The following is a 19,690-nucleotide window of genomic DNA, read 5'->3' as shown; positions in this document are numbered from 1 at the left end:
GGCGGGTTCAGCCAGGCCCCGGCTCAGCCCGTGCTCGCGCGGCGCCTGATCTCGAACGGGACCACGACCTGACGCGGCGGCCGGCCGCGGTCGTCGATCTGTTCGAGGAGAAGCCGCACGGCCTCTTCGGCGATGTGGCGGCGGCTGAACGCGACGCTCGTCAGGGCGGGCACGGCGTAGGGGCTCATGGCCAGGTCGTCGAAGCCCGCCACGGCGACGTCTCCCGGCACAGAAAGGCCCGCGGCCGCGAGCACCGACAAGGCACCGTAGGCGAGGCTGTCCGTGAAGCAGAAGAGCGCTTCGGGGGGCTCGTGCGTCTCGAGGAAGCCCGCGAGCGCCGCGGCGCCGCCGGCGGGCTGCCACTCGTCGCACACGATCTCGAGCTCGGGGTCCCACGGAATGCCCAGCTCGGCCAGCGCCTCGCGGTAGCCGCGCGTGCGCGTCTCTGCCGTCGCCGCGTCCACGTGCCGCATGACGCCCAGGATGGCGATGCGCCGTCGCCCGCCCTCGGCGAGCGCTCGTGTGATGGCTCGCGCCCCACCCACGCTGTCCACCCCGACGCCGTCCACGATGTCCTGCTGCACCTCGCCCAGGATGACCGCCGGCGGGAGCGTCATGCCGGGCGCCACCGCGCTCTGGTCGAGGGCCACCGGATTGAGGATGAGCCCATCGACGAGGTTGGCGCGCGCCCGCGTGAGGAGTTCGAGCTCGCGCTGCGGATCGTTGCCGGTCTCCTCGAGCTGGACGGCGAGACGCTCCCCGTGCGCCACCTCGACGATCTCGTGCACGAGCTCGGCAGAGAACGGCGTGGCGAGGTCCGGCAGCGCGAGCGCGATGAGGCCCGTGCGGCCGTTGCGGAGGCCGCGCGCGGAGAAGTTCGGCACGTAGTCGAGCTGGGCCATCGCCTGTTCGACGCGCTCACGCGTCGCGGGGCTCACGGGGACGGTCCCGTTGACCACGTTGGAGACCGTCTTCGGGGACACGTTCGCGAGCCGCGCGACGTCCTTGACGGTTGCCCGCACGCCCGCCTCCCTTCCATCACCGCGTCGATGACGCCCGTAGTGTGCTGTGTGTCGATTCTGGCACCTCCGGCGGCCTCGCCGCGCGAGGCTGTCCCACGGGGCCGCTAAGCTAGGGGCGTGCCCCTGAGAAATCGATTCCTGACCCGCGTGGCCGAGGGCCGCGCGTGCTAGGGGTACTCGCCGGATTCTTCGTCGTCTGGGTCATCATCGGCAGCGGGTGGTTCATTGCCCGCAAGAACCTGCTCGGCGAAGGCGCCCAGGGGGTTCTGAGCCGGCTCTCGTTCTTCGTCGCGAGCCCCGCCCTGCTCCTCGAGACGCTCAGCAAGGCGGATCTCCGGTCCATCTTCTCGACGCATCTGCTCGTGATCATGGTGAGCTCCGTCGCGGTGGGCCTCGTCTCGATCGCCGTATTCCGCTGGGTTCGGCGGCGCGACCTGCCCGAGTCGCTCATCGCGTCCATGAGCTCCTCGGTCGCGAATGCAGCCAACCTCGGCATCCCGATCTCGGTCTTCGTGCTCGGCGACGCAAGCTACGTGGCTCCCCTACTCATCTTCCAGCTCGCGCTGTTCACGCCGTCGTACCTGCTCATGCTCGACGGCACCACCGCGACCGCGAAGCCCGGTGCCGCCCGGGCACTCCAATTCGTGCTCCCTGTCGTGACGAACCCGAACATCATCGGCTCGATGATTGGGCTCGTCCTCGCCGCGACGGGCTGGAAGCTGCCGGACCTCATCGCCCAGCCCATCCACCTCATCGGCGGCGCCTCGATTCCGGCGATCCTCATCGCGTTCGGCATCTCGCTGCACGGCTCGCGCCCGCTCCGGGCCGACGACGGGCGCCGCACCGACACGCTCATCGCCACCAGCCTCAAGCTCGTGCTCCACCCGCTCATCGCCTACTTCTTCGCGCGCTTCGCCCTGGGCCTCGACGGGCATGCACTGTTCGCCGGCGTGGTCACGGCCGCGCTGCCGACGGCGCAGAACGTGTATGTTGCCGCGCAGCGCTACCAGCACGGCCTCGTCGTCGCGAAGGACACCGTGCTCATCACCACGGTCGTGGCCGTTCCCGCGATGGCCGTCATGGCGGCGCTGCTCTCGTAGCCGCGCGCGTCCGCCTGGTGCAGCGTTGCTCTCGTAGCCCCGCGCGTTCGCCTGTTGCGCTGCTCGTCGCCAGGCCGCGTCCCCACCGCGCCCACCGCGCCCACCGCGTATGACAACTCTCGCCGAGCCCGGCCCGCTAGGCTGGCCGCATGCTTGATCTGACCGCGACGGACGAACCCACGGCGCCCCTGTGCGTGGCGCCAGCCCCGACCGCCCGCCGTCGGAGCTGACCGTGCCGGCGCCCGGCGTGTCCGAACTGGACGCCTCCCCCACCACTTCCCAGACCATCACCCGCGTCTCGCTCCTCTGGGGAGCGGCCCTCGTGCTGGCCATCGTGGCGGCGATCGCGGCGATCTCCGCCGTCAAGGGAGCGAGCGGCCCGGCCCAGCCTGTGCGCGCCTACCTCGCAGCGCTCCAGGCGGGCGACGGCGCGCGGGCCCTCGGTGCGCTGCGCGCCCAAGTGCCTCCCGGCAGCGCGGCGATGCTCGACGGCGCGCCCCTGCGCGACTCGATGTCCCGCGTCCAGAACCTCACGGTGGGCGAGCCGAAGGCCGCGGCCGACGGCCGGCAGGACGTGCCGGTCACGTTCACGTCGGGCGGCGCGAACTACACGAGCGACTTCCTCGTCGAGCAGACCGGCACCGACTGGCTGTTCTTCCCTCAATGGAGCATCGTGCCGGCCGCGCTTCCCACGGTGGAGGCCACGGTGGTCAACTCGACCCGCGCGACGCTCAACGGGGCCGCCGTGAACATGCCCTCGGGCCACAACTCGTTCCCCGTGTTCTACCCGGGCAGCTACGTGGGCTCCCTTGCCGGCCAATATTTCGCCGCCGACCCCAAGTCCGCCGTGGCCACGCAGCGCAACACCCAGGCGCACCTCGCGCTCGAGACGAAGGCCACGCCGGCCCTGACCGGCGCGATCGAGGCAAAGGCGAAGGAATTCCTCGACGACTGCGCCAAGACCGCCTCATCGAAGCAGCAGCTCCAGCCGGCGTGCCCCTTCTCCTTCGTAACCGGCAACAGGATCGTGGACGGCTCGATCGCGTGGGGCATCTCTGACTACCCGAAGGCGAGCGTCACGCCGTACAACGGCCAGTGGACCGTCGCGCCGCTCGCGGGCAAGGCCCATCTCACGGCACAGCAGATCGACCTGTTCACGGGACGGCAGAGCCAGCTCTCGGTGGACCGCGGCTTCACTTTCACCATGAAGATGGACGTCTCGGGCTCGACGATCACGCTGACGCCCGTGATCGGCTGAATGCCCTCCCGTCCTCGGCCCTCAGGGATTCGGCGGCCCGCTCTACCGGTGTGTCCTCGAGCGGCGTCAGCGTGAGGCCGGTGAGCTGGGCGGCCCCGCCCTCCGAATAGAGCGCCACTCCCGTGCTCGACGCGTCGGGGAAGATGAGGTCCGTGACCGTCACCCGGCCGCCCTGCGCGAAGACCTCGACCGACGAAGCGTCGAGGTAGATCTGCAGCTCGAGGGACCCTCCGTCGAGCTCGACGGGGGCGGTCTCCCTCGAGGGGAAGGAAGGCCCGAGGTCCGTGCTGGCCGATGCCCTCCGATCGACGACCAGGCACGCCCGCTCGGCGTCATACCCGATCCGGGTCGCCTCGGCGCCGCCCTGCCGCAGGAGGATTCCGAACTCCGCCGACGTCCCGCCGTCGAACGTTGCCTCGATGAGGCAGGGACCGCTGCCCCACGCGAGTCCCAGCGGATGCGTTCCTGCGGGGATGTCGGTGCGGCCCACCGAGCGACTCGCGCCGCCGGGCTCGAGCCCCGCCACGACGCGCTGCCGCAAGACGATCCGGCCGTCCACCGTGTGCAGGCTCGCCTCGCGAGGCAGGGCCATCGCGCCGCGCCAGGGGGACGTCGGGAGGATCCGGGCGTAGTCCCAGTTGCTCATCCAGCCGACGAGGACCCGGCGGCCATCCGGTACATCGTTGAAGGACACGGTCGCGTAGAAGTCCCTGCCGTAGTCAAGGAGCTCCCATTCGGGCTGGCGGCCGGTCGAGCCGCGTCCTCCGAGGGCGGTGAAGGCGACGCCGTCGAAGTCCCCGACGAAGAAGAGGCCGGCGGTTCCGCCCCGCCCCTCCTCGTAGGTGACGTTGACGATCAGGACCCACTTCGTGTTCCCTGGATCGCCGTCGACGGGCAGGGGGAACAGGTCCGGACACTCCCAGATCCTGCCCACGGGCGCCGTCGACGTGAACTCGCTCAGATACGTCCACTCGATGAGGTTGTCCGAGCGGTACAAGACGACTTTTCGCTCGACCGCCTCAACTGCGACCATGACCCAATACGCCCCGGACGGCGCCGAGTAGCGGAAGACCTTGGGGTCGCGGAACTCCGCCGAACCCCTGTCGAGGACGGGATTGCCAGCGTACTTCCGCCACGTCTCGCCGCCGTCGAGACTGTACGCGAGCGACTGCGCCTCGATGCCCGGCGTCGGCGACTTGTCCGTGTGGTGGCTCGTGTACACCGCGACGAGCGGCGCGGTCCCGGGCTCGCCCAGGCCGCTCGTGTTCCCATGGTCGACGACGGCGCTCCCCGAAAAGATCTGCTCGTTCGCATCGCACAGGATCGCTACGGGACGATCGCGCCAGTGGACCAGATCGGGCGAGACGGCATGGCCCCAGGACATGTTGCTGTGGTCCGTGCCGTAGGGGTTGTTCTGGAAGAAGAGGTGGTAGACGCCGTCGGCGTAGACGAGTCCGTTCGGATCATTGATCCACGTGTCGGCGGCGGTGTAGTGCACGCGGGGACGGTATGCCCCTTCGGCGAAGGATGCTGTCGAGTGGTCTTGCGTCATGGTCTTCTTTCACGGGTGGTCCAATCCGTCACCGGGCACCTCGCGGGGGTCAGCGGAACGAGCCCGCGGTGATCCCCTCGACGAAGTACCGCTGGGCGAGCAGGAAGATGGCGATGCTCGGGATGAGGGCGACGACGACGCCGGCCAGGACGATCGAGATGCTGCCCGTCCCAAAGTTTCCTTGGAGCGAGACGAGGCCTACCGGCAGCGTGAAGTTGTTCGTCGACTGGAGGAAGATGAGCGGCCGGAAGAACTCGTTCCAGTAGGCGGAGAAGTTCAGGACCGCGAGCGTCGCCATGGGCGGGAGCGCGATCGGCACGTAGATCCTCGAGAAGATCTGGAAGTTGGACGCGCCGTCCACACGGCCGGCCTCCGCGAGCTCTCCGGGCATCTGGAGGAAGTACTGGCGCATGAGGAACGTCCCGAACGCTCCCCCGATTGCCGGGACGACGAGCGACCAGAGGTTGTCCGAGAGCCCAAGGTAGCGAATCAGGATGAAGATCGGGATGATCGTGGTCTGCGCGGGCACCATCATGGTCGCAAGGACCATCGCGAAGACCGCCCCCTTGCCGCGGAAGCGCACCAGCGCGAACGCGTAGCCGCTCATCGTCGAGGTGATGAGCTGGAGGACCACGATGAGCCCCGTCACGATCACGCTGTTCAGGAAGAACGTCGCGAGCGGGACCTGCTCGAACACGGCCGAGTAGTTCGACCAGACCGGCGCCAGCGGGAACCACTGGGGCGGGTTGCTGAACGACTCCGCCGGGGTGCGGAGCGACGTCGAGACCGTCCAGAGGATGGGCAGCACGAACGTCGCGGCGATAATGATCAGCAGGACGAGGCCGACCCCACGCCACACCTTGCGCGTGACGACATGGGAGCCTCGCAATCGCGGCGCGCCGGCTACCCCGGCCTGAGTCTTCGTTGCTGTGCTCATGAGTAGAACACCCACTTCCGGGAGATGTAGAACTGCAGCCCCGTGATGGCCAACAGCACGACGAACAGGACCACCGAGATTGCCGAGCCGTAGCCGAACTGGATGTTCTGGAACGCGGTGCGGTAAATGAGCATGACGGTCGTGGTGGTCGCGTCGCCGGGGCCGCCCTTCGTCATGACGTAGGGCTGGTCGAAGATCTGCATCGCGTTGATCAGCCCGATCACGGACGCGAAGAAGATCGTCGGGCTGATGAGGGGCAGCTTGATCGAGAAGAAGGTCCGGATCGGGCCAGACCCGTCGATCGAGACGGCCTCGAGGACATCCTTAGGCAGCGAGCCGAGCGCCGCGACGAACAGGATGAACACGAATCCGAGCTGCTGCCATACGGCCACGATGACGATCGTCGCGGTAGCCCCTCCGGGCGAGCTCAGCCACTGCATCTGGGGCAGGCCCAGGACCTGGAGGTAGTAGTTGATCACGCCGAAGTGGTCGTCGAAGAGATAGCTGAACACGATCGAGATCGACGCCGCGGAGACGAGGAGCGGCAGGAAGAACGCCGTGCGGAAGATGGACCGCGCCCACGTCGAGACTCGCTGCTGGACCAGGATGGCCATGGCCAGCCCGATCACGATCTGCAGCACAACGATCAGGACAGCGAGCAGCGCGGTGACCCCGAACGAGTGGATGACGGCCGTGTCGGACGAGAGATGGACGAAGTTCTGGAGTCCGACGAACTCCGGCGGACTGATGATGTCCCACGAGAAGAACGAGAGCACGAACGTGAAGACGATCGGAGCCGCCGTGAACACGAGGATGGTGAGCGCCGAGAGGGAGATCATGAGCCACCCGAACGCGGCCTCGCGCCGATGCGCGCGGTTGGCGTTACGGCGCCGGCTCGAGGCCTGCGGCCCCCTGGGGCTCGCGGCCCCAGGGGACTCGGTGCGCAGAGCTGATACAGACATGGCTAGCTTCCGATCGAGGCCGCGGCGGTCTCGAGGTCCTTCTGGAGACCGTCCAGAGCGGACTTGGCCCTGCCCGAGGACATCGCCTCCGTGGTGCGCTGGTTGAGCGCGTTCGCCATGGCGTTGTAGTACGGCGGGGCCGGGATGGGGGCGGTGTTCGGCAGCTTGTCCAGCGTGTGGTAGAACACCTTCCAGTTCTTGGGCCCTGTGGGCGCGTACCGGTCCGCGGTCATCATCGACCGGCGCGAGGGCGTCGTCGAGTTGCCCGCCGTGAGGATGTCGATCGCGGAGGGCTCGACGAGCGACTTGAGGAACTCCCAGGCGAGATCCTTGTTCTTCGACGACTCGAAGATGCCGTAGCCGCCGGTTCCGAAGAGGTGCCGCTGGACCTTCCACTTCGGGAAGTACTGCACGTCGAACGCGTCCGGGCCCATCCCCGCGTTGTGCAGACCGCCGGCCCAGAAGCCGCCGCCGATCGCCATGCCGATCTTGTTGTTCGAGAAGAGGCCCTGCAGGGTCGAACCGCCGCCGACGTCCGGCTTCGCCGAGAGGCCGCTGTTCGCGAGCTCGACCATGAGGTCGAGCGACTCGACCACGGCGTCCGAGTTGGCCGTTGGGGCGCCCCACTTCCAGCCGCCCTTGCGGCCCTGCGCGGCAGGATCGCCCGAGTAGAACTGGCTCCAGAGCCAGTCGCCGCCGTCGTACTTGCCCTCGGTGACCAGATTGCCGCCGTTCGCGTACATGGAGGACGTCCACGAGCCCCACAGCCGGACCACCCAGTCGAACGGAACCGTGTCGGGGTTCTTCTTGATGGCGGCCGCGACAGACTTGAAGTCGTCCATGGTCCAGTCCGCCTGCGGCACCTCGAGCCCGGACTTCTTGAGGAGCGACGTGTTGAAGTACATGTTGCCGGCGTTGAAGTCGGTGGGCAGCTCGTAGAGGTTGCCCTGGTACATCATCGCTTCCACAAGGGCCGGGTGGACGTCCTTGAAGTAGGGCGCGAGCTGGTCCTTGTCACGCTTGATGAAGTCGTCGAGGGGATGGGCGAGCTTCTTCTGGGCGAACAGCTGCACGCCCTCGGTCGCCACCGAGACGATGTCCGGCGGGTTGCCCGCGGCGATCTGGGTGAGGACCTTCGTGAAGAAGTCGTTCCAGTCGGTGCCGTTGATCCCGTTGAACTTGACCGTCACACCGGGGTTGGCCTTGATGAACGCGTCGGCGACCTTCGCCGTCTTGTCCGCCTGCTGCTGCGTGCCGAAGTACGCGACGTTCAGGGTCTTCGATCCGCCGGCCGAGCCAGCATTGCCCGGCGAGCACGCAGACAGCCCTGCGGTGCCGAGAAGGGCCGCCCCGCCGATGAGGACGGATCGTCGGGAAACCGCTTGGGAAAGGAGGGAACTCATATTGAACCTCTCTGTTCATACGTATGAATAATACGTATGAACGAGTGTGATCTAGGTCCCCTCCTATGTCAAGGGTGTTACGCGGAGGCGCCTACGCGCGGCGCGGAGCCGCGATCGAATCGCGGAGGATGAGCTGGTTGGGAACCGTAGCCCCGACGGGTGCCACGCCGCTTTCCAGCGACCCGAGAAGCTGCTCGGCGGCAACCCGGCCCATCTCGTAATGCGGAATCGTGACGGTCGTGAGCGCGGGCGTTACCTCGTCTGCGAACTCCTCCTGGTCGTCGTAGCCGACGAGGGACAGGTCCTCGGGGACGCGAAGTCCCCGCTGGAGTGCGGCGAGGAGGGCTCCCGCGGCCATGCGGTCGTTGCCGCAGACGAACGCCGTGATGTCCTCCCTTGCATCGAGAATGCTGTGGGTCAGCGCGTAGGCCGACCTCATCTGGTAGTTGCCGGTGTAGATCCACGCCTCGTTGACGGGAACCTGCTGCGCGGCGAGCTCTTCGCGGAAGCCCCGTTCGCGCTCGATGCGCGCGGGATCGTCCACCGGGCCTCCGAGGTACGCGATGCGCCGATGGCCCTCCTTGAGGACGGCGCGGGCGGCGAGCCGCCCACCGTGCACCTCGTCCGGGACCACAGCCGGCACGGCCCGCCGCGGCGAGTGCCACGCGTTGATGAGCAGGGACGGCAGCGAGGAGAAGCTGTCTGGGGTGTCCACCTCGTGCCACGACATCGCCGCGTACAGGAGGCCATCGACCTGGCGCGCGAGGAGCGTGTCCACGGCCGCAGCCTCGATGTTCGTGTCCTGCTTCGCGTCGACGAGGAGCAGCAGGTAGTCGCGCTCCCACGCGTACTCCTCGGCCCCGCGGAGCACCTTGCCGGCATACGGCGACGACGCGATCCTGTCTGTCACCAGGCCGATCGTGCGGCTCCGCTGGAGGCGCAGATTGCGTGCCGTCTCATTGGGGCGAAAGCCAAGTTGCTCAATGGCATCCCGCACCCGCTGCTCCGTCTCGGGCGGAATCTTCCCGGTCCGGTTCACGACGTGGGAGACGGTACTCTGCGACACGCCCGCCAGCACGCCCACGTCCTTCATCGTTGGAGTGGGCGCCTTCTGCGCGCGGGGGGCCATGGCCGTAATCCTAGTGGCTGGCTCGGAGCCGACCGTCCGCCGACCAGCACAGCCGCAGATTCCGACCAGCGTAGCCACGGATTCCGACCAGCGCAGCCGCACATTCCTACTTGCGCAGCCACGGATTCCGACCGGGACTCACGCCCCTGACGCCGTGTCGCCGTGCGACACGCGGGGGATCCCGCCGTCGTTCGCGGCAATCCCGGTCGGAATCCGGGGGCGCAAAATCCGGGGGCGGAATCCGTCGGAATCCCCCGTCAGAACCCCAGCGTCAGTTCATCCCGCGCAGGTCGAGCACAAGCTCCGCGTCCGCGCCCTCCCGCAACACTACCGGGATGCCCCAGTCCTGCTGGTACAGATGGCACGCGGCATGGTCCGGGATCTCCTCACCGAGCGCGCCGTCGCACGCGGCTGCGCGGGCCGTGATGTGCAGGACGCCCTCGGCGACCTCGGGGTTCAGGGCAAGAGTCCTCGTCAGGCCTTGGGAGGTGCCGCCCCCCGAGCTCAGGAACTCCGGCGGCGTCGAGGAGATCTTGAGCTGTGTCGGATCGCCCCAGCGGTTGTCGAGCTTCTGGCCCGTGGGCGCCTTGAACCGCACCGTGAGTTCGAGCGCGCCGGGTGCGAGGGGCGACGCCGGCCGCTGCGTCTGGCTCGCACCCTCGTCCACCTGCTGGGCGTCCTTCGGGACCGAGACGAGCGAAAGCTCGTGGCGATTGCTCTCGGTGACGAGCAGCAGCGGCTCGCCGTCTTCGGGGCGCACGACGACGACGTCGCTCGGCTCCGCGAGGTCCCGCGCCAACGTCGAGACGGCCTGGGTCGCCGGGTCATAGCGGCGCACGGCGCCGTTGTAGGTGTCGGCGACGGCGACCGAGCCGTCCGGCAGGACAGCGACGCCGAGGGGGTGCTGGAGACGAGCCTCGGCCGCGGCGCCGTCGCGGAAGCCGAAGTCGAAGAGGCCCTTGCCCACGGCGGTCTCGACGCGCACGCCGTTGGACCGGGTGCCCGGCCTCTGGCCGTTGGCGGCCTGGCCGGCGGCATCCCGGCCGGTCGCGTCCTGGCCGCTCGCGCCGGGCGCGCCGGGCTCGCCGAGGACGAGCTTCCGCAGGGCGGACGTCTCGGAGTCCGCCACCCAGACGTTGCCGTCCGCGTCGATCGCCAAGCCTGAGGGCTGCGCGAACCACGCCTCAGGGCCAGGGCCGTCGAGGAGGCCCTCGAGCCCAGAGCCCGCGAGGATCGCGACCTCGCGGGACACGGGGTCGAACGTGAAGATCTGGTGCGTTCCGGCCATCGCGACGACCGCCTTGCGCAGCTTCTCGCTCCAGACGACGTCCCACGGCGAGGACAGCGAGACGCTCGTGCCGTGGCCGAGGAGGCCGATGTCCACGGCGTCGCCGGCGTAGTCGGCGGCGTGCGCGGCAGACGAGGCGAGGGCGGCGCCGTCGTTCGTTCCGGTGCCTGCGTGGGGCGCGGCCTTCTCGGCCGCCCACACGCCGGCGCCGTCGCCGTCGACCCGGGCCGGGCCCGCGTCGAGCAGGCGCTGGATGCCGTTGCCGGCCACGGTCTCGACGTGACCCGAGCTCAGGGAGACTCCCCGCAGCCGGTGGTTGACGCTGTCCGCGACGATCGCGTCGTAGCCCGTCTGCCAGGCGATGTCCGCGGGAAGGATCGCCACGCCCTGCGGCTCGTTGAACTGTGCCGCCTCGGCCGCCCCGTCCACGTAGCCCTTCGTGCCGGATCCGATGATCCGCTGCACTGTCTGGAGGTCGGGGCGGAGCTGGACCAGCCGGTGGTGGCCCGTGTCGACTACGAGGTAGTCGCCGCTCTCGAGCGGCACGGCCTGGCCCGGGAAGCGCAGGGTGCGGGACACCGGCTCGGGTGCGACATACGGACCGTCGCCGCGGTGGAGCGTGCCCTTGGCCTCGTGCTCGGCGATGAGGTCCTCGACGAGCACGCCCAGGCCTGCCGAGTGGCCCTCCCCCGAGAGGTGCGCCACGATGTACCCCTCGGGGTCGACGACTACGAGCGTGGGCCACGCGCGCGCCGTGTAGGCCTGCCACGTGAGGAGCTCGGGGTCGTCCAGCACCGGGTGGTGGATCTCGTAGCGCTCCACGGCAGCCTCAAGCGCCACCGGGTCCGCCTCGTGTTCGAACTTCGGCGAATGCACGCCGACCGTCACGAGGACGTCGCGGTACTTCTCCTCGAGCGGGCGCAGCTCGTCGAGGACGTGGAGGCAGTTGATGCAGCAGAACGTCCAGAAGTCGAGGAGGACGATCTTGCCGCGCAGGGCCGCGAGGTCGAGCTGCGCGCCGCCCGTATTGAGCCAGCCACGGCCGGCGAGCTCGCTGGCTCGCACCCGATGGGCTGTTCTCAGGCCTGCGGCGGCGCTGGCGTTGGCGGACTCGGCGGACTGGGGGGTCACGGGCGCTCCTCACGTGCTGGCGGACTCAGTCGTTCTAAGGGGTCAACCCCCATGATGCGGGGCTTTGTTCCACCCGGGCCGGGGGCTCGTCGCCGAGCGTCACACACGCTCAGCGGCCCTGGGTGCGATCGCGCTGCTGGAGCTGGGTGAACATCGCGTTGTACGCCTCGAGTTCGGCGTCGTTGTCCCGATCCGCGGCCCGGTCTCGGCGCTTCGTCTCCTTCGCGTCGGACTTCGACCACATGACGGCCACGCCGATCGCGACGATGACCGTCGGGATCTCCCCGATGCCCCACGCAACTCCGCCGCCGGTCTGCTGGTCCGCGATCGCCGACGGGCCCCATGGGCGCCCGAGATTCCCGAAGTACGTGGGCTCCAGGAGGATCGACGATCCCATAATCGCCACGCCGAAGAACGCGTGGAACGCCATCGTCGCGAAGAGCAGGAGGAGCCGCAGCGGGTACGGCGCGCGCCGCGGGAGCGGATCGGAGCCGATCATCGTGAGCACGAAGATGTAGCCCGTGAGCGTGAAGTGCAGGTTCATGAGCTCGTGGCCCACGTGGTCCCGCATCGCGTACCCGAACAGGTCGGAGTAGTAGAACAGGATGATCGAGCCCGCGAAGTTCGCGGCGGCGAACAGCGGGTGCGTCACGAGGCGCGAGAACTTCGAGTGCACGAACACGAGAAGCCATTCGCGGAGGCCGCGGCTTCCGTCCTGCCGCGGCGCGAGTGCCTTGAGGGCGAGAGTCACGGGCGAACCGAGCACGAGGAAGAGCGGCGCGACCATCGTGAGCATCATGTGGTCCACCATGTGCGCGGAGAACAGCACGCGCCCGTACACGGCGGGCGGGCCGCTCGTGATGTACGTGAGGACCACGAGGCCCGCGAACCACGCGACACTGCGCGGCCATGACCATGCGTCGCCGCGCCGGCGCACCTTGACGATCCCGAGCGCGTAGACGGTCGCGCCGAAGATGGCGACCGCGAGCCAGAGCCAGTCGAAGCGCCACTCCGTGAACCAGCGGGCCGTCGTGGGCTCGGGCGGGAGGTTGTAGCCCGAGAGGATGAAGGCCGGGGTCGCGTCGGGCGCGTAGCTCGTGGGCTGCGGCGGGGCAGATCGACTGAGCGCGACGGCGAGGCCCGAGACGCCGCCCATGACGATCGCCTCGACGCCCACGAGCTGCCACAGGACGCGCTTCGCGGACGCCCCTCGGGACAGCTGCGGGATGACCCACCGCCGGTGCATGAAGCCGATGACCCCGAGGATCACCGCGAACACGACCTTCCCGATCACGAGCTGTCCGTAGGCGGAACCGAACAGGTCCGCCCAGCTCGTCACGCGCAGCGACGCGTTGATGATGCCGGAGACGACCACGGTCACGAAGCAGAACAGCGCGAGGGCTGAGAAGCGCCTCAGGACTGCCTCGGTGAGCTCCGCCCCCGCGCCGGACCCCGTGGAGCGAAGCCGGCCCGCGAGCGTCCCGCCGAGCAGCGCGAGGACCCCGACCCCGCCCACCCAGAGGCCAGCGCCGAGGATGTGGAGGAAGAGCGAGTTGACCGCACCCTCGTGATCGTTCGAGCTGGCCGAGTGGCCGATGAGGGCCATCGGAACGAGGCCGATCATGGCGATGACGAACGTCAGCGCCAGGCCCGTGAGCGAGCGGACGGCGAACAGGAGCGTCGCGACCGTCGCGGCGATGATTACCGTCACGAGCCAGGCTCGGCCCACGTCGAGTTGCGTCATGTAGAACGTGAGCTGCTTCGTGAAGTCCGAGCCGCCGGAGATCGGCTGGCCGATGAGGTCCGAGTCGGTGAGGACGAGGACCGCGACCGAGCTCGCCGTCCAGACGAGCGACGCGACGCTCGCCACGCGCAAGGCGCGCGTGAAGGCTGGGTGCTCGCCGCCGTCGTCGGCCTTCCCTGCCCCGGCCTCGCCCCTCGCACCGTCAGCGCGCGCGCGCTCGGGGCGGCGGCGATGCGGCAGGATCACGACGGCGAACGCAAGCCCGCCCAGCACGAGGGCCACGGAGATGTTGAGGGTCGCCTGCGCGACAGGGAGCCCCCAGCGGACGACGGCGCCCGGGTCCAGTACCTGCCGGGCCGCGGCTGCGCCGGAGAACACGAGCGCAGCAACAAGGACGACGAGCGCCGCGCCGAGCGCCGCATACCGGTAGCCCCGCGCAGTGCCGCGCTCCCCCGCATCAGGCGAAGGGGCGGTTCGGACGGTTCGTGTGGAGCTCGGCACCCACCCATTCTCCCAGATGCGCCGCGGCGGACCGTCCTCCGGAGGCGGACACGAAACGGCCCGGGGGAGCAGCGCAGCGCGCGTGCTCCCCCGGGCCGAACGGTGGTGTTACTTGTTGGACGCGGCGGCCTTGAGCTTGGAGCCAGCCGTGAGCTTGACGCCGAAGCCGGCCGGGATCTGGATCTCTTCGCCCGTCTGCGGGTTGCGGCCCGTGCGGGCGGCGCGCTCGGTGCGCTCGACGGCGAGCCAGCCCGGGATGCTGACCTTCTCGCCCTTGGCGACGGAGCTCTCGAAGACCTCGAACAGTGCGTCGAGCACACCGTTGACGGCGGTCTGGCTGAGGCTCGTCTTGCCGGCCACCTCGGCAACAAGCTCGCTGCGGTTCTTAGCCATGTGTCCTCCTGGACGTCGGTTGGTTCGTGAGTCCCGAGCGTCCGCCCGGGGCTGCTGGTGACGAACCTACCAGCTAATGCGCCGCGTGCCAGCAAATTCCGCGTGTTTTCGGGGGTTTTTAGCCCGATTCGCTGCTCTCGGGCCGATTTTGGGGGGCGTAGCGTGGTGCCGTGGCCGAATCTGCGCTCTCACTTCTGACCCCTGAGCAGCTCCGCCTCCTGCACCGGTGGCTCGGCTCGTGGGAGGTCGAGGAGGACCTGTCGTGGGGCATCCAGGGCATCCATGTGCTGCGACTCGCCACCGAGAGCGGTCCGGTCGTGGTCAAGGCGAGCGAGGCCGCGCACCATATCCAGCGCGAGATTCGCGCCCACCGGCAGATGACGGCGCCGCTCGGACACCGGGCGCCGCAGCTCCTGCATGGGGACGCCCGGGCGGGTCTCGTGGTGACCTCGTGGCTGCCCGGGCGCCTGGTGGAGGGCGGGCCACTTGAGTATTCGACCGACGCCTTCCGGCAGGCCGGCGAACTCCTGGCCCGGTTCCACCAGCCCCGGAACGAGACGCCAAGCTACGATCCCGCAGCCCTCAACAAGCTCGCCGACTTCGCGGAGCGCGCAACGGGCCTCGTGCCCGCCACGCAGCTTCGCGCGGTGCGCGGACTTGCCGCCGCGCATCAGCCCATGCCCCGGTTGCTCTACGCGACGCACGGCGACTACCAGCCCCGGAACTGGGTCGAGGACGGCGGCGTTCTCGGCGTCATCGACTTCGGCCGGGCGGGCTACCGGCCGTGGGTCACCGACCTCGTGCGGGTGGAGCACCGCTACTTCGCGGGCGACGCAGACCGCGCCGGCGCCGCACAGGGCCCAACGCACGACGGCGCGGCGCTCAGGGCGGCGTTCTACGCCGGCTACGGCCGCGACCCGGCCGAGGAACGAGATTCGTGGCTGCTCGACAACCTGCTGCAGGCGCTGGGCACGGTGGTGTGGTCGCACGACGTCGGCGACTGGGCCTTCGAAGAAGAGGGGCGCCGGATGCTGGCTCGGGTTCTCGAGCGCTTCGGCTAGAACCAGCTCGCGCCCCCCACCCCGCCCGTCTCGGGTACAGATACTCCCCGCCCCCGGGCCGTCTCGGGTACAGATACTCCCCGCCCCAGGCCGTCTCGGGTACGGCTGCTCCCCGCCCCAGGCCGTCTCGGGTACAGATACTCCCCGCCCCCGGCCGTTTCGGGTACGGATACTGCCCGTCCCGGGCCGTCTCGGGTACGGATGCCGTCCCCCGCCGGCGGCAAGGGTGGTGCTGCCGGGGCGGGGCCGTCGGGGAGTTGGCGTGCCCGAGAGCCGGAGGAGGGGGAGTTGGCGTACCCGAAACCCAGAAAGGGGGGAGTTGGCGTACCCGAGAGCCAGAAAAGCAGGAGTTGGCGTACCCGAGAGCCGGAGGAGGGGGAGTTGGCGTACCCGAAACCCAGAAAGGGGGGAGCTGGCGTACCCGAGACCGGGAAAAATGGGGAGTTGGCGTACCCGAAACCCAGAAAGGGGGGAGCTGGCGTACCCGAGACCGGGAAAAATGGGGAGTTGGCGTACCCGAGACCGGGAAAAATGGGGAGTTGGCGTACCCGAGACCGGGAGGTGGGGCGGGGGTTTTGGGGGGTTAAATGCCTGAGGGCCCCACGTCGGTGTGGGGCCCTCGGGGTGGGGTGTTGTCCGGCGGTGTCCTACTCTCCCACACCCTGGCGGGTGCAGTACCATCGGCGCTGTGGGGCTTAGCTTCCGGGTTCGGGATGGGTCCGGGCGTTTCCCCCACGCTATGGCCGCCGTAACCTGTTCTCCGCGCACCGGCCCCGGGGCGGGGGTGGTGGGGAAGCCTTGTGGTTGCGGTGCTGGTCCCCGGTGTCCCGCGGTGCGGGGGGTCGGGGGTCCGTGCGTGCTGTATTCGGTTGTGGCGTATTCGGTTGTGGTGCTGCTGTTGTGGTGCTGTGGTGTTCGGTGTGCTGTGGGTGGTGCGGGGGTTGTTGTCTGGGGACCGTAGAGTGGACGCGAGCAGTGTGCTGTGCTGTGTGGTGTGAGGCTGTTGGCCTATTAGTACCGGTCGGCTTCGCAGGTCGTTGGTCCCTGCTTCCACGTCCGGCCTATCAACCCAGTGGTCTGCTGGGGGCCTTCAACACCAGTGGTGTATGGAGATCTCATCTTGAAGCGGGCTTCCCGCTTAGATGCTTTCAGCGGTTATCCCATCCGAACGTAGCCAAGCAGCGGTGCACCTGGCGGTACAACTGCCACACCAGAGGTTCGTCCGTCCCGGTCCTCTCGTACTGAGGACAGCCCTTCTCAGATCTCCTGCGCGCGCAGCGGATAGGGACCGAACTGTCTCACGACGTTCTAAACCCAGCTCGCGTACCGCTTTAATGGGCGAACAGCCCAACCCTTGGGACCTACTCCAGCCCCAGGATGCGACGAGCCGACATCGAGGTGCCAAACCATGCCGTCGATATGGACTCTTGGGCAAGATCAGCCTGTTATCCCCGAGGTACCTTTTATCCGTTGAGCGACGGCCCTTCCACGAGGTGCCGCCGGATCACTAGTCCCGACTTTCGTCCCTGCTCGAGATGCCTCTCTCGCAGTCAAGCCCCCTTGTGCACTTGCACTCGCCACCTGGTTGCCGACCAGGCTGAGGGGACCTTTGGGCGCCTCCGTTACTCTTTGGGAGGCAACCGCCCCAGTTAAACTACCCGTCAGGCACTGTCCCTGGCCCGGATCACGGGCCGAGGTTGAGATGCCCAAAGCGACCAGAGTGGTATTTCAACGTCGACTCCACCGGCACTGGCGTGCCCGCTTCACAGTCTCCCACCTATCCTACACAAGCCGCTCCGAACACCAATACCAAACTGTAGTGAAGGTCTCGGGGTCTTTCCGTCCTGCTGCGCGTAACGAGCATCTTTACTCGTAGTGCAATTTCGCCGAGCTCGCGGTCGAGACAGCGGGGAAGTCGTTACTCCATTCGTGCAGGTCGGAACTTACCCGACAAGGAATTTCGCTACCTTAGGATGGTTATAGTTACCACCGCCGTTTACTGGGGCTTGAATTCTCCGCTTCACCCCGAAGGGCTGACGGGTCCTCTTGACCTTCCAGCACCGGGCAGGAGTCAGTCCGTATACATCGTCTTGCGACTTCGCACGGACCTGTGTTTTTAGTAAACAGTCGCTTCCCCCTGGTCTCTGCGACCCCTATCCCCTCCCCACCGCGAGGGTGGTTCAAGGTCAGGGTCCCCCTTCTCCCGAAGTTACGGGGGCATTTTGCCGAGTTCCTTGACCGCGATTCTCTCGATCGCCTTGGTATTCTCTACCTGATCACCTGTGTCGGTTTGGGGTACGGGCGGCTAGGACCTCGCGCCGATGCTTTTCTAGGCAGCATAGGATCACCCGATCCCCCCTCGCGGGGGTCCCGTCGGACCTCGGGCGCCTGGGCCGCGGATTTCCCTGCGGCCCGCCCTGCGTCCTTGGACCAGGTCAACCATCGCCTGGCCGGGCTGCCTTCCTGCGTCACACCTGTTAATGCGCTTGCCTCGGGGCCTCGGTTCCCATGCCCGCTCCCGCGGCGCGGCCCCCGAAGGGGACGCAGTGCGGGGCAGGGACGGTTAGCATCGGCCCTCCGGCATTGGCGGTCCTTCGCCGGTACGGGAATATCGGCCCGTTGTCCATCGACTACGCCTGTCGGCCTCGCCTTAGGTCCCGACTCACCCAGGGCAGATTAGCTTGACCCTGGAACCCTTGATCATCCGGCGGACGGGTTTCCCACCCGTCTTTCGCTACTCATGCCTGCATTCTCACTCGTGCGGCCTCCACCCCTCGGTCACCCGGGGGCTTCACTGCCCGCACGACGCTCCCCTACCCAGCCCCACCCCTGAGCCCGAAGGCTGGGGTACTGTGGAGCTGCCGCGGCTTCGGCGGTGTGCTTGAGCCCCGCTACATTGTCGGCGCGGAATCACTTGACCAGTGAGCTATTACGCACTCTTTCAAGGGTGGCTGCTTCTAAGCCAACCTCCTGGTTGTCTCTGCGACTCCACATCCTTTCCCACTTAGCACACGCTTGGGGGCCTTAACCGGCGGTCTGGGCTGTTTCCCTCTCGACCACGGAGCTTATCCCCCGCGGTCTCACTGCTGCGCTGTATCTTGCCGGCATTCGGAGTTTGGCTGACGTCAGTAACCTGGTAGGGCCCATCGGCCATCCAGTAGCTCTACCTCCGGCAAGGAACACGCAACGCTGCACCTAAATGCATTTCGGGGAGAACCAGCTATCACGGGGTTTGATTGGCCTTTCACCCCTACCCACAGCTCATCCCCTCCATTTTCAACTGAAGTGGGTTCGGTCCTCCACGACGTCTTACCGTCGCTTCAACCTGGCCATGGGTAGATCACCCCGCTTCGGGTCTAGACCGCGCCACTGAACGCCCTGTTCAGACTCGCTTTCGCTGCGGCTCCCCCACACGGGTTAACCTCGCGACACGGCACTAACTCGCAGGCTCATTCTTCAAAAGGCACGCCATCACAGGAACAAGCCTGCTCTGACGGATTGTAGGCGCACGGTTTCAGGTACTATTTCACTCCCCTCCCGGGGTACTTTTCACCTTTCCCTCACGGTACTTGTCCGCTATCGGTCATCGGGTAGTATTCAGGCTTATCAGGTGGTCCTGACAGATTCACACGGGATTTCTCGGGCCCCGTGCTACTCGGGGACACCCGCAAGGGCACGCAACAGGCATTCAAGGCTACGGGACTCACACCCACTCCGGCCGGCCGTTCAAGACCGTTCGCCTATACCCGCACACACCCCGGCACGCCGGCAGACGCACCAAGCAGGACCCCACAACCCCATGCGCGCAACCCCTGCCGGGTATCACGCGCGCACAGTTTGGCCCTCGTCCGCGTTCGCTCGCCACTACTGACGGAATCACTGTTGTTTTCTCTTCCTGCGGGTACTGAGATGTTTCACTTCCCCGCGTTCCCCCCACACCGCCTATGCGTTCAGCGGCAGGTCACCGCACATGACATGCGGCGGGGTTTCCCCATTCGGACACCCTGGGATCACAGTCCGGTTATCGACTCCCCCAGGCTTATCGCAGATTCCCACGTCCTTCATCGGCTCCCGATGCCAAGGCATCCACCGTACGCCCTTGAAAACCTCACACCCCCACACACACAAGGCGCGGGGGCAGCACAAGAATCTCAAGGAAAAAACAGAAACCAAAAGAAAAAATTGCACAGGAGGAGAACCACCACCGCC

12 protein-coding genes and 2 rRNA genes are annotated in these 19,690 nt (G+C 67.7%); 3 read left to right on the top strand and 11 right to left on the bottom strand.

Annotated features, from left to right (window positions below; genetic code table 11):
• Positions 1-23 precede the first annotated feature (23 nt).
• Entirely contained in the window at positions 24-1,022 is a 999-nt protein-coding gene (locus E6A26_RS17090) for a LacI family DNA-binding transcriptional regulator (RefSeq protein ID WP_136612412.1), read from the bottom strand.
• A gap of 164 nt (positions 1,023-1,186) precedes the next feature.
• Here E6A26_RS17090 and E6A26_RS17085 point away from each other — a divergent pair, with 164 nt between their 5' ends.
• Positions 1,187-2,122: an AEC family transporter gene (locus E6A26_RS17085; RefSeq protein ID WP_136612411.1), complete on the top strand. Its 936-nt coding sequence runs from the start codon at positions 1,187-1,189 to the stop codon at positions 2,120-2,122.
• A 247-nt stretch (positions 2,123-2,369) separates the two neighbouring features.
• Complete coding sequence (locus tag E6A26_RS17080) at positions 2,370-3,380, top strand: hypothetical protein (RefSeq protein ID WP_234865646.1); 1,011 nt, start codon at positions 2,370-2,372, stop codon at positions 3,378-3,380.
• On the opposite strand, the gene E6A26_RS17075 is transcribed toward E6A26_RS17080, so the two are convergent.
• From E6A26_RS17075 to E6A26_RS17040, 8 genes are all read right to left on the bottom strand, one after another.
• Positions 3,355-4,878 carry a glycoside hydrolase family 32 protein gene (locus E6A26_RS17075; RefSeq protein WP_327407903.1) on the bottom strand — a complete coding sequence of 508 codons (1,524 nt, stop codon included), beginning with the start codon at positions 4,876-4,878 and terminating at the stop codon, positions 3,355-3,357. The genes E6A26_RS17080 and E6A26_RS17075 overlap by 26 nt on opposite strands.
• Before the next feature lie 103 nt (positions 4,879-4,981).
• On the bottom strand, positions 4,982-5,869 hold the full coding sequence (locus tag E6A26_RS17070; RefSeq protein WP_136612409.1) for a carbohydrate ABC transporter permease: 888 nt from the start codon (positions 5,867-5,869) through the stop codon (positions 4,982-4,984).
• Complete coding sequence (locus E6A26_RS17065) at positions 5,866-6,831, bottom strand: carbohydrate ABC transporter permease (protein ID WP_211129213.1); 966 nt, start codon at positions 6,829-6,831, stop codon at positions 5,866-5,868. The genes E6A26_RS17070 and E6A26_RS17065 overlap by 4 nt, the downstream gene beginning before the upstream one ends.
• Positions 6,832-6,833: 2 nt before the next feature.
• The gene (locus E6A26_RS17060) at positions 6,834-8,234 is read right to left on the bottom strand and encodes an ABC transporter substrate-binding protein (RefSeq protein ID WP_136612408.1); all 1,401 of its coding nucleotides are present in this window, start codon (positions 8,232-8,234) and stop codon (positions 6,834-6,836) included.
• 91 nt (positions 8,235-8,325) lie between these two features.
• On the bottom strand, positions 8,326-9,363 hold the full coding sequence (locus tag E6A26_RS17055; RefSeq protein ID WP_136612407.1) for a LacI family DNA-binding transcriptional regulator: 1,038 nt from the start codon (positions 9,361-9,363) through the stop codon (positions 8,326-8,328).
• A gap of 271 nt (positions 9,364-9,634) precedes the next feature.
• Complete coding sequence (locus E6A26_RS17050) at positions 9,635-11,782, bottom strand: NHL domain-containing thioredoxin family protein (protein ID WP_234865643.1); 2,148 nt, start codon at positions 11,780-11,782, stop codon at positions 9,635-9,637.
• 109 nt (positions 11,783-11,891) lie between these two features.
• Positions 11,892-14,027, bottom strand: a complete 2,136-nt coding sequence (locus E6A26_RS17045; protein ID WP_136612406.1) for a cytochrome c oxidase assembly protein — start codon at positions 14,025-14,027, stop codon at positions 11,892-11,894.
• Positions 14,028-14,135: 108 nt separating this feature from the next.
• Positions 14,136-14,420 (bottom strand): HU family DNA-binding protein, encoded by a 285-nt coding sequence (locus tag E6A26_RS17040; RefSeq protein WP_136612405.1) that lies wholly within the window; start codon positions 14,418-14,420, stop codon positions 14,136-14,138.
• Positions 14,421-14,590: 170 nt separating this feature from the next.
• Here E6A26_RS17040 and E6A26_RS17035 point away from each other — a divergent pair, with 170 nt between their 5' ends.
• Positions 14,591-15,481 (top strand): aminoglycoside phosphotransferase family protein, encoded by an 891-nt coding sequence (locus E6A26_RS17035; protein WP_136612404.1) that lies wholly within the window; start codon positions 14,591-14,593, stop codon positions 15,479-15,481.
• 634 nt (positions 15,482-16,115) lie between these two features.
• Here E6A26_RS17035 and rrf read toward each other — a convergent pair.
• Both rrf and E6A26_RS17025 read right to left on the bottom strand, forming a co-directional pair.
• Positions 16,116-16,232: ribosomal RNA gene (rrf, locus tag E6A26_RS17030) — 5S ribosomal RNA — on the bottom strand.
• A gap of 239 nt (positions 16,233-16,471) precedes the next feature.
• A 23S ribosomal RNA gene (locus E6A26_RS17025) occupies positions 16,472-19,595 on the bottom strand.
• Between the last annotated feature and the right edge of the window lie 95 nt (positions 19,596-19,690).

The organism is Sinomonas albida (assembly GCF_004919045.1).
In the GTDB taxonomy this organism is placed as follows: domain Bacteria; phylum Actinomycetota; class Actinomycetes; order Actinomycetales; family Micrococcaceae; genus Sinomonas; species Sinomonas albida.
The sequence above is the reverse complement of the archived record's forward strand: the minus strand, read 5'-3'. Positions and strand labels throughout refer to the sequence as shown.

Bases quoted from the DNA above. Each gene is read 5' to 3' on its own strand.
- E6A26_RS17040 (WP_136612405.1), bottom strand. From the start codon at position 14,420: ATGGCTAAGAACCGCAGCGAGCTTGTTGCCGAGGTGGCCGGCAAGACG.
- E6A26_RS17060 (WP_136612408.1), bottom strand. From the start codon at position 8,234: ATGAGTTCCCTCCTTTCCCAAGCGGTTTCCCGACGATCCGTCCTCATC.
- E6A26_RS17065 (WP_211129213.1), bottom strand. From the start codon at position 6,831: ATGTCTGTATCAGCTCTGCGCACCGAGTCCCCTGGGGCCGCGAGCCCC.
- E6A26_RS17070 (WP_136612409.1), bottom strand. From the start codon at position 5,869: ATGAGCACAGCAACGAAGACTCAGGCCGGGGTAGCCGGCGCGCCGCGA.
- E6A26_RS17055 (WP_136612407.1), bottom strand. From the start codon at position 9,363: ATGGCCCCCCGCGCGCAGAAGGCGCCCACTCCAACGATGAAGGACGTG.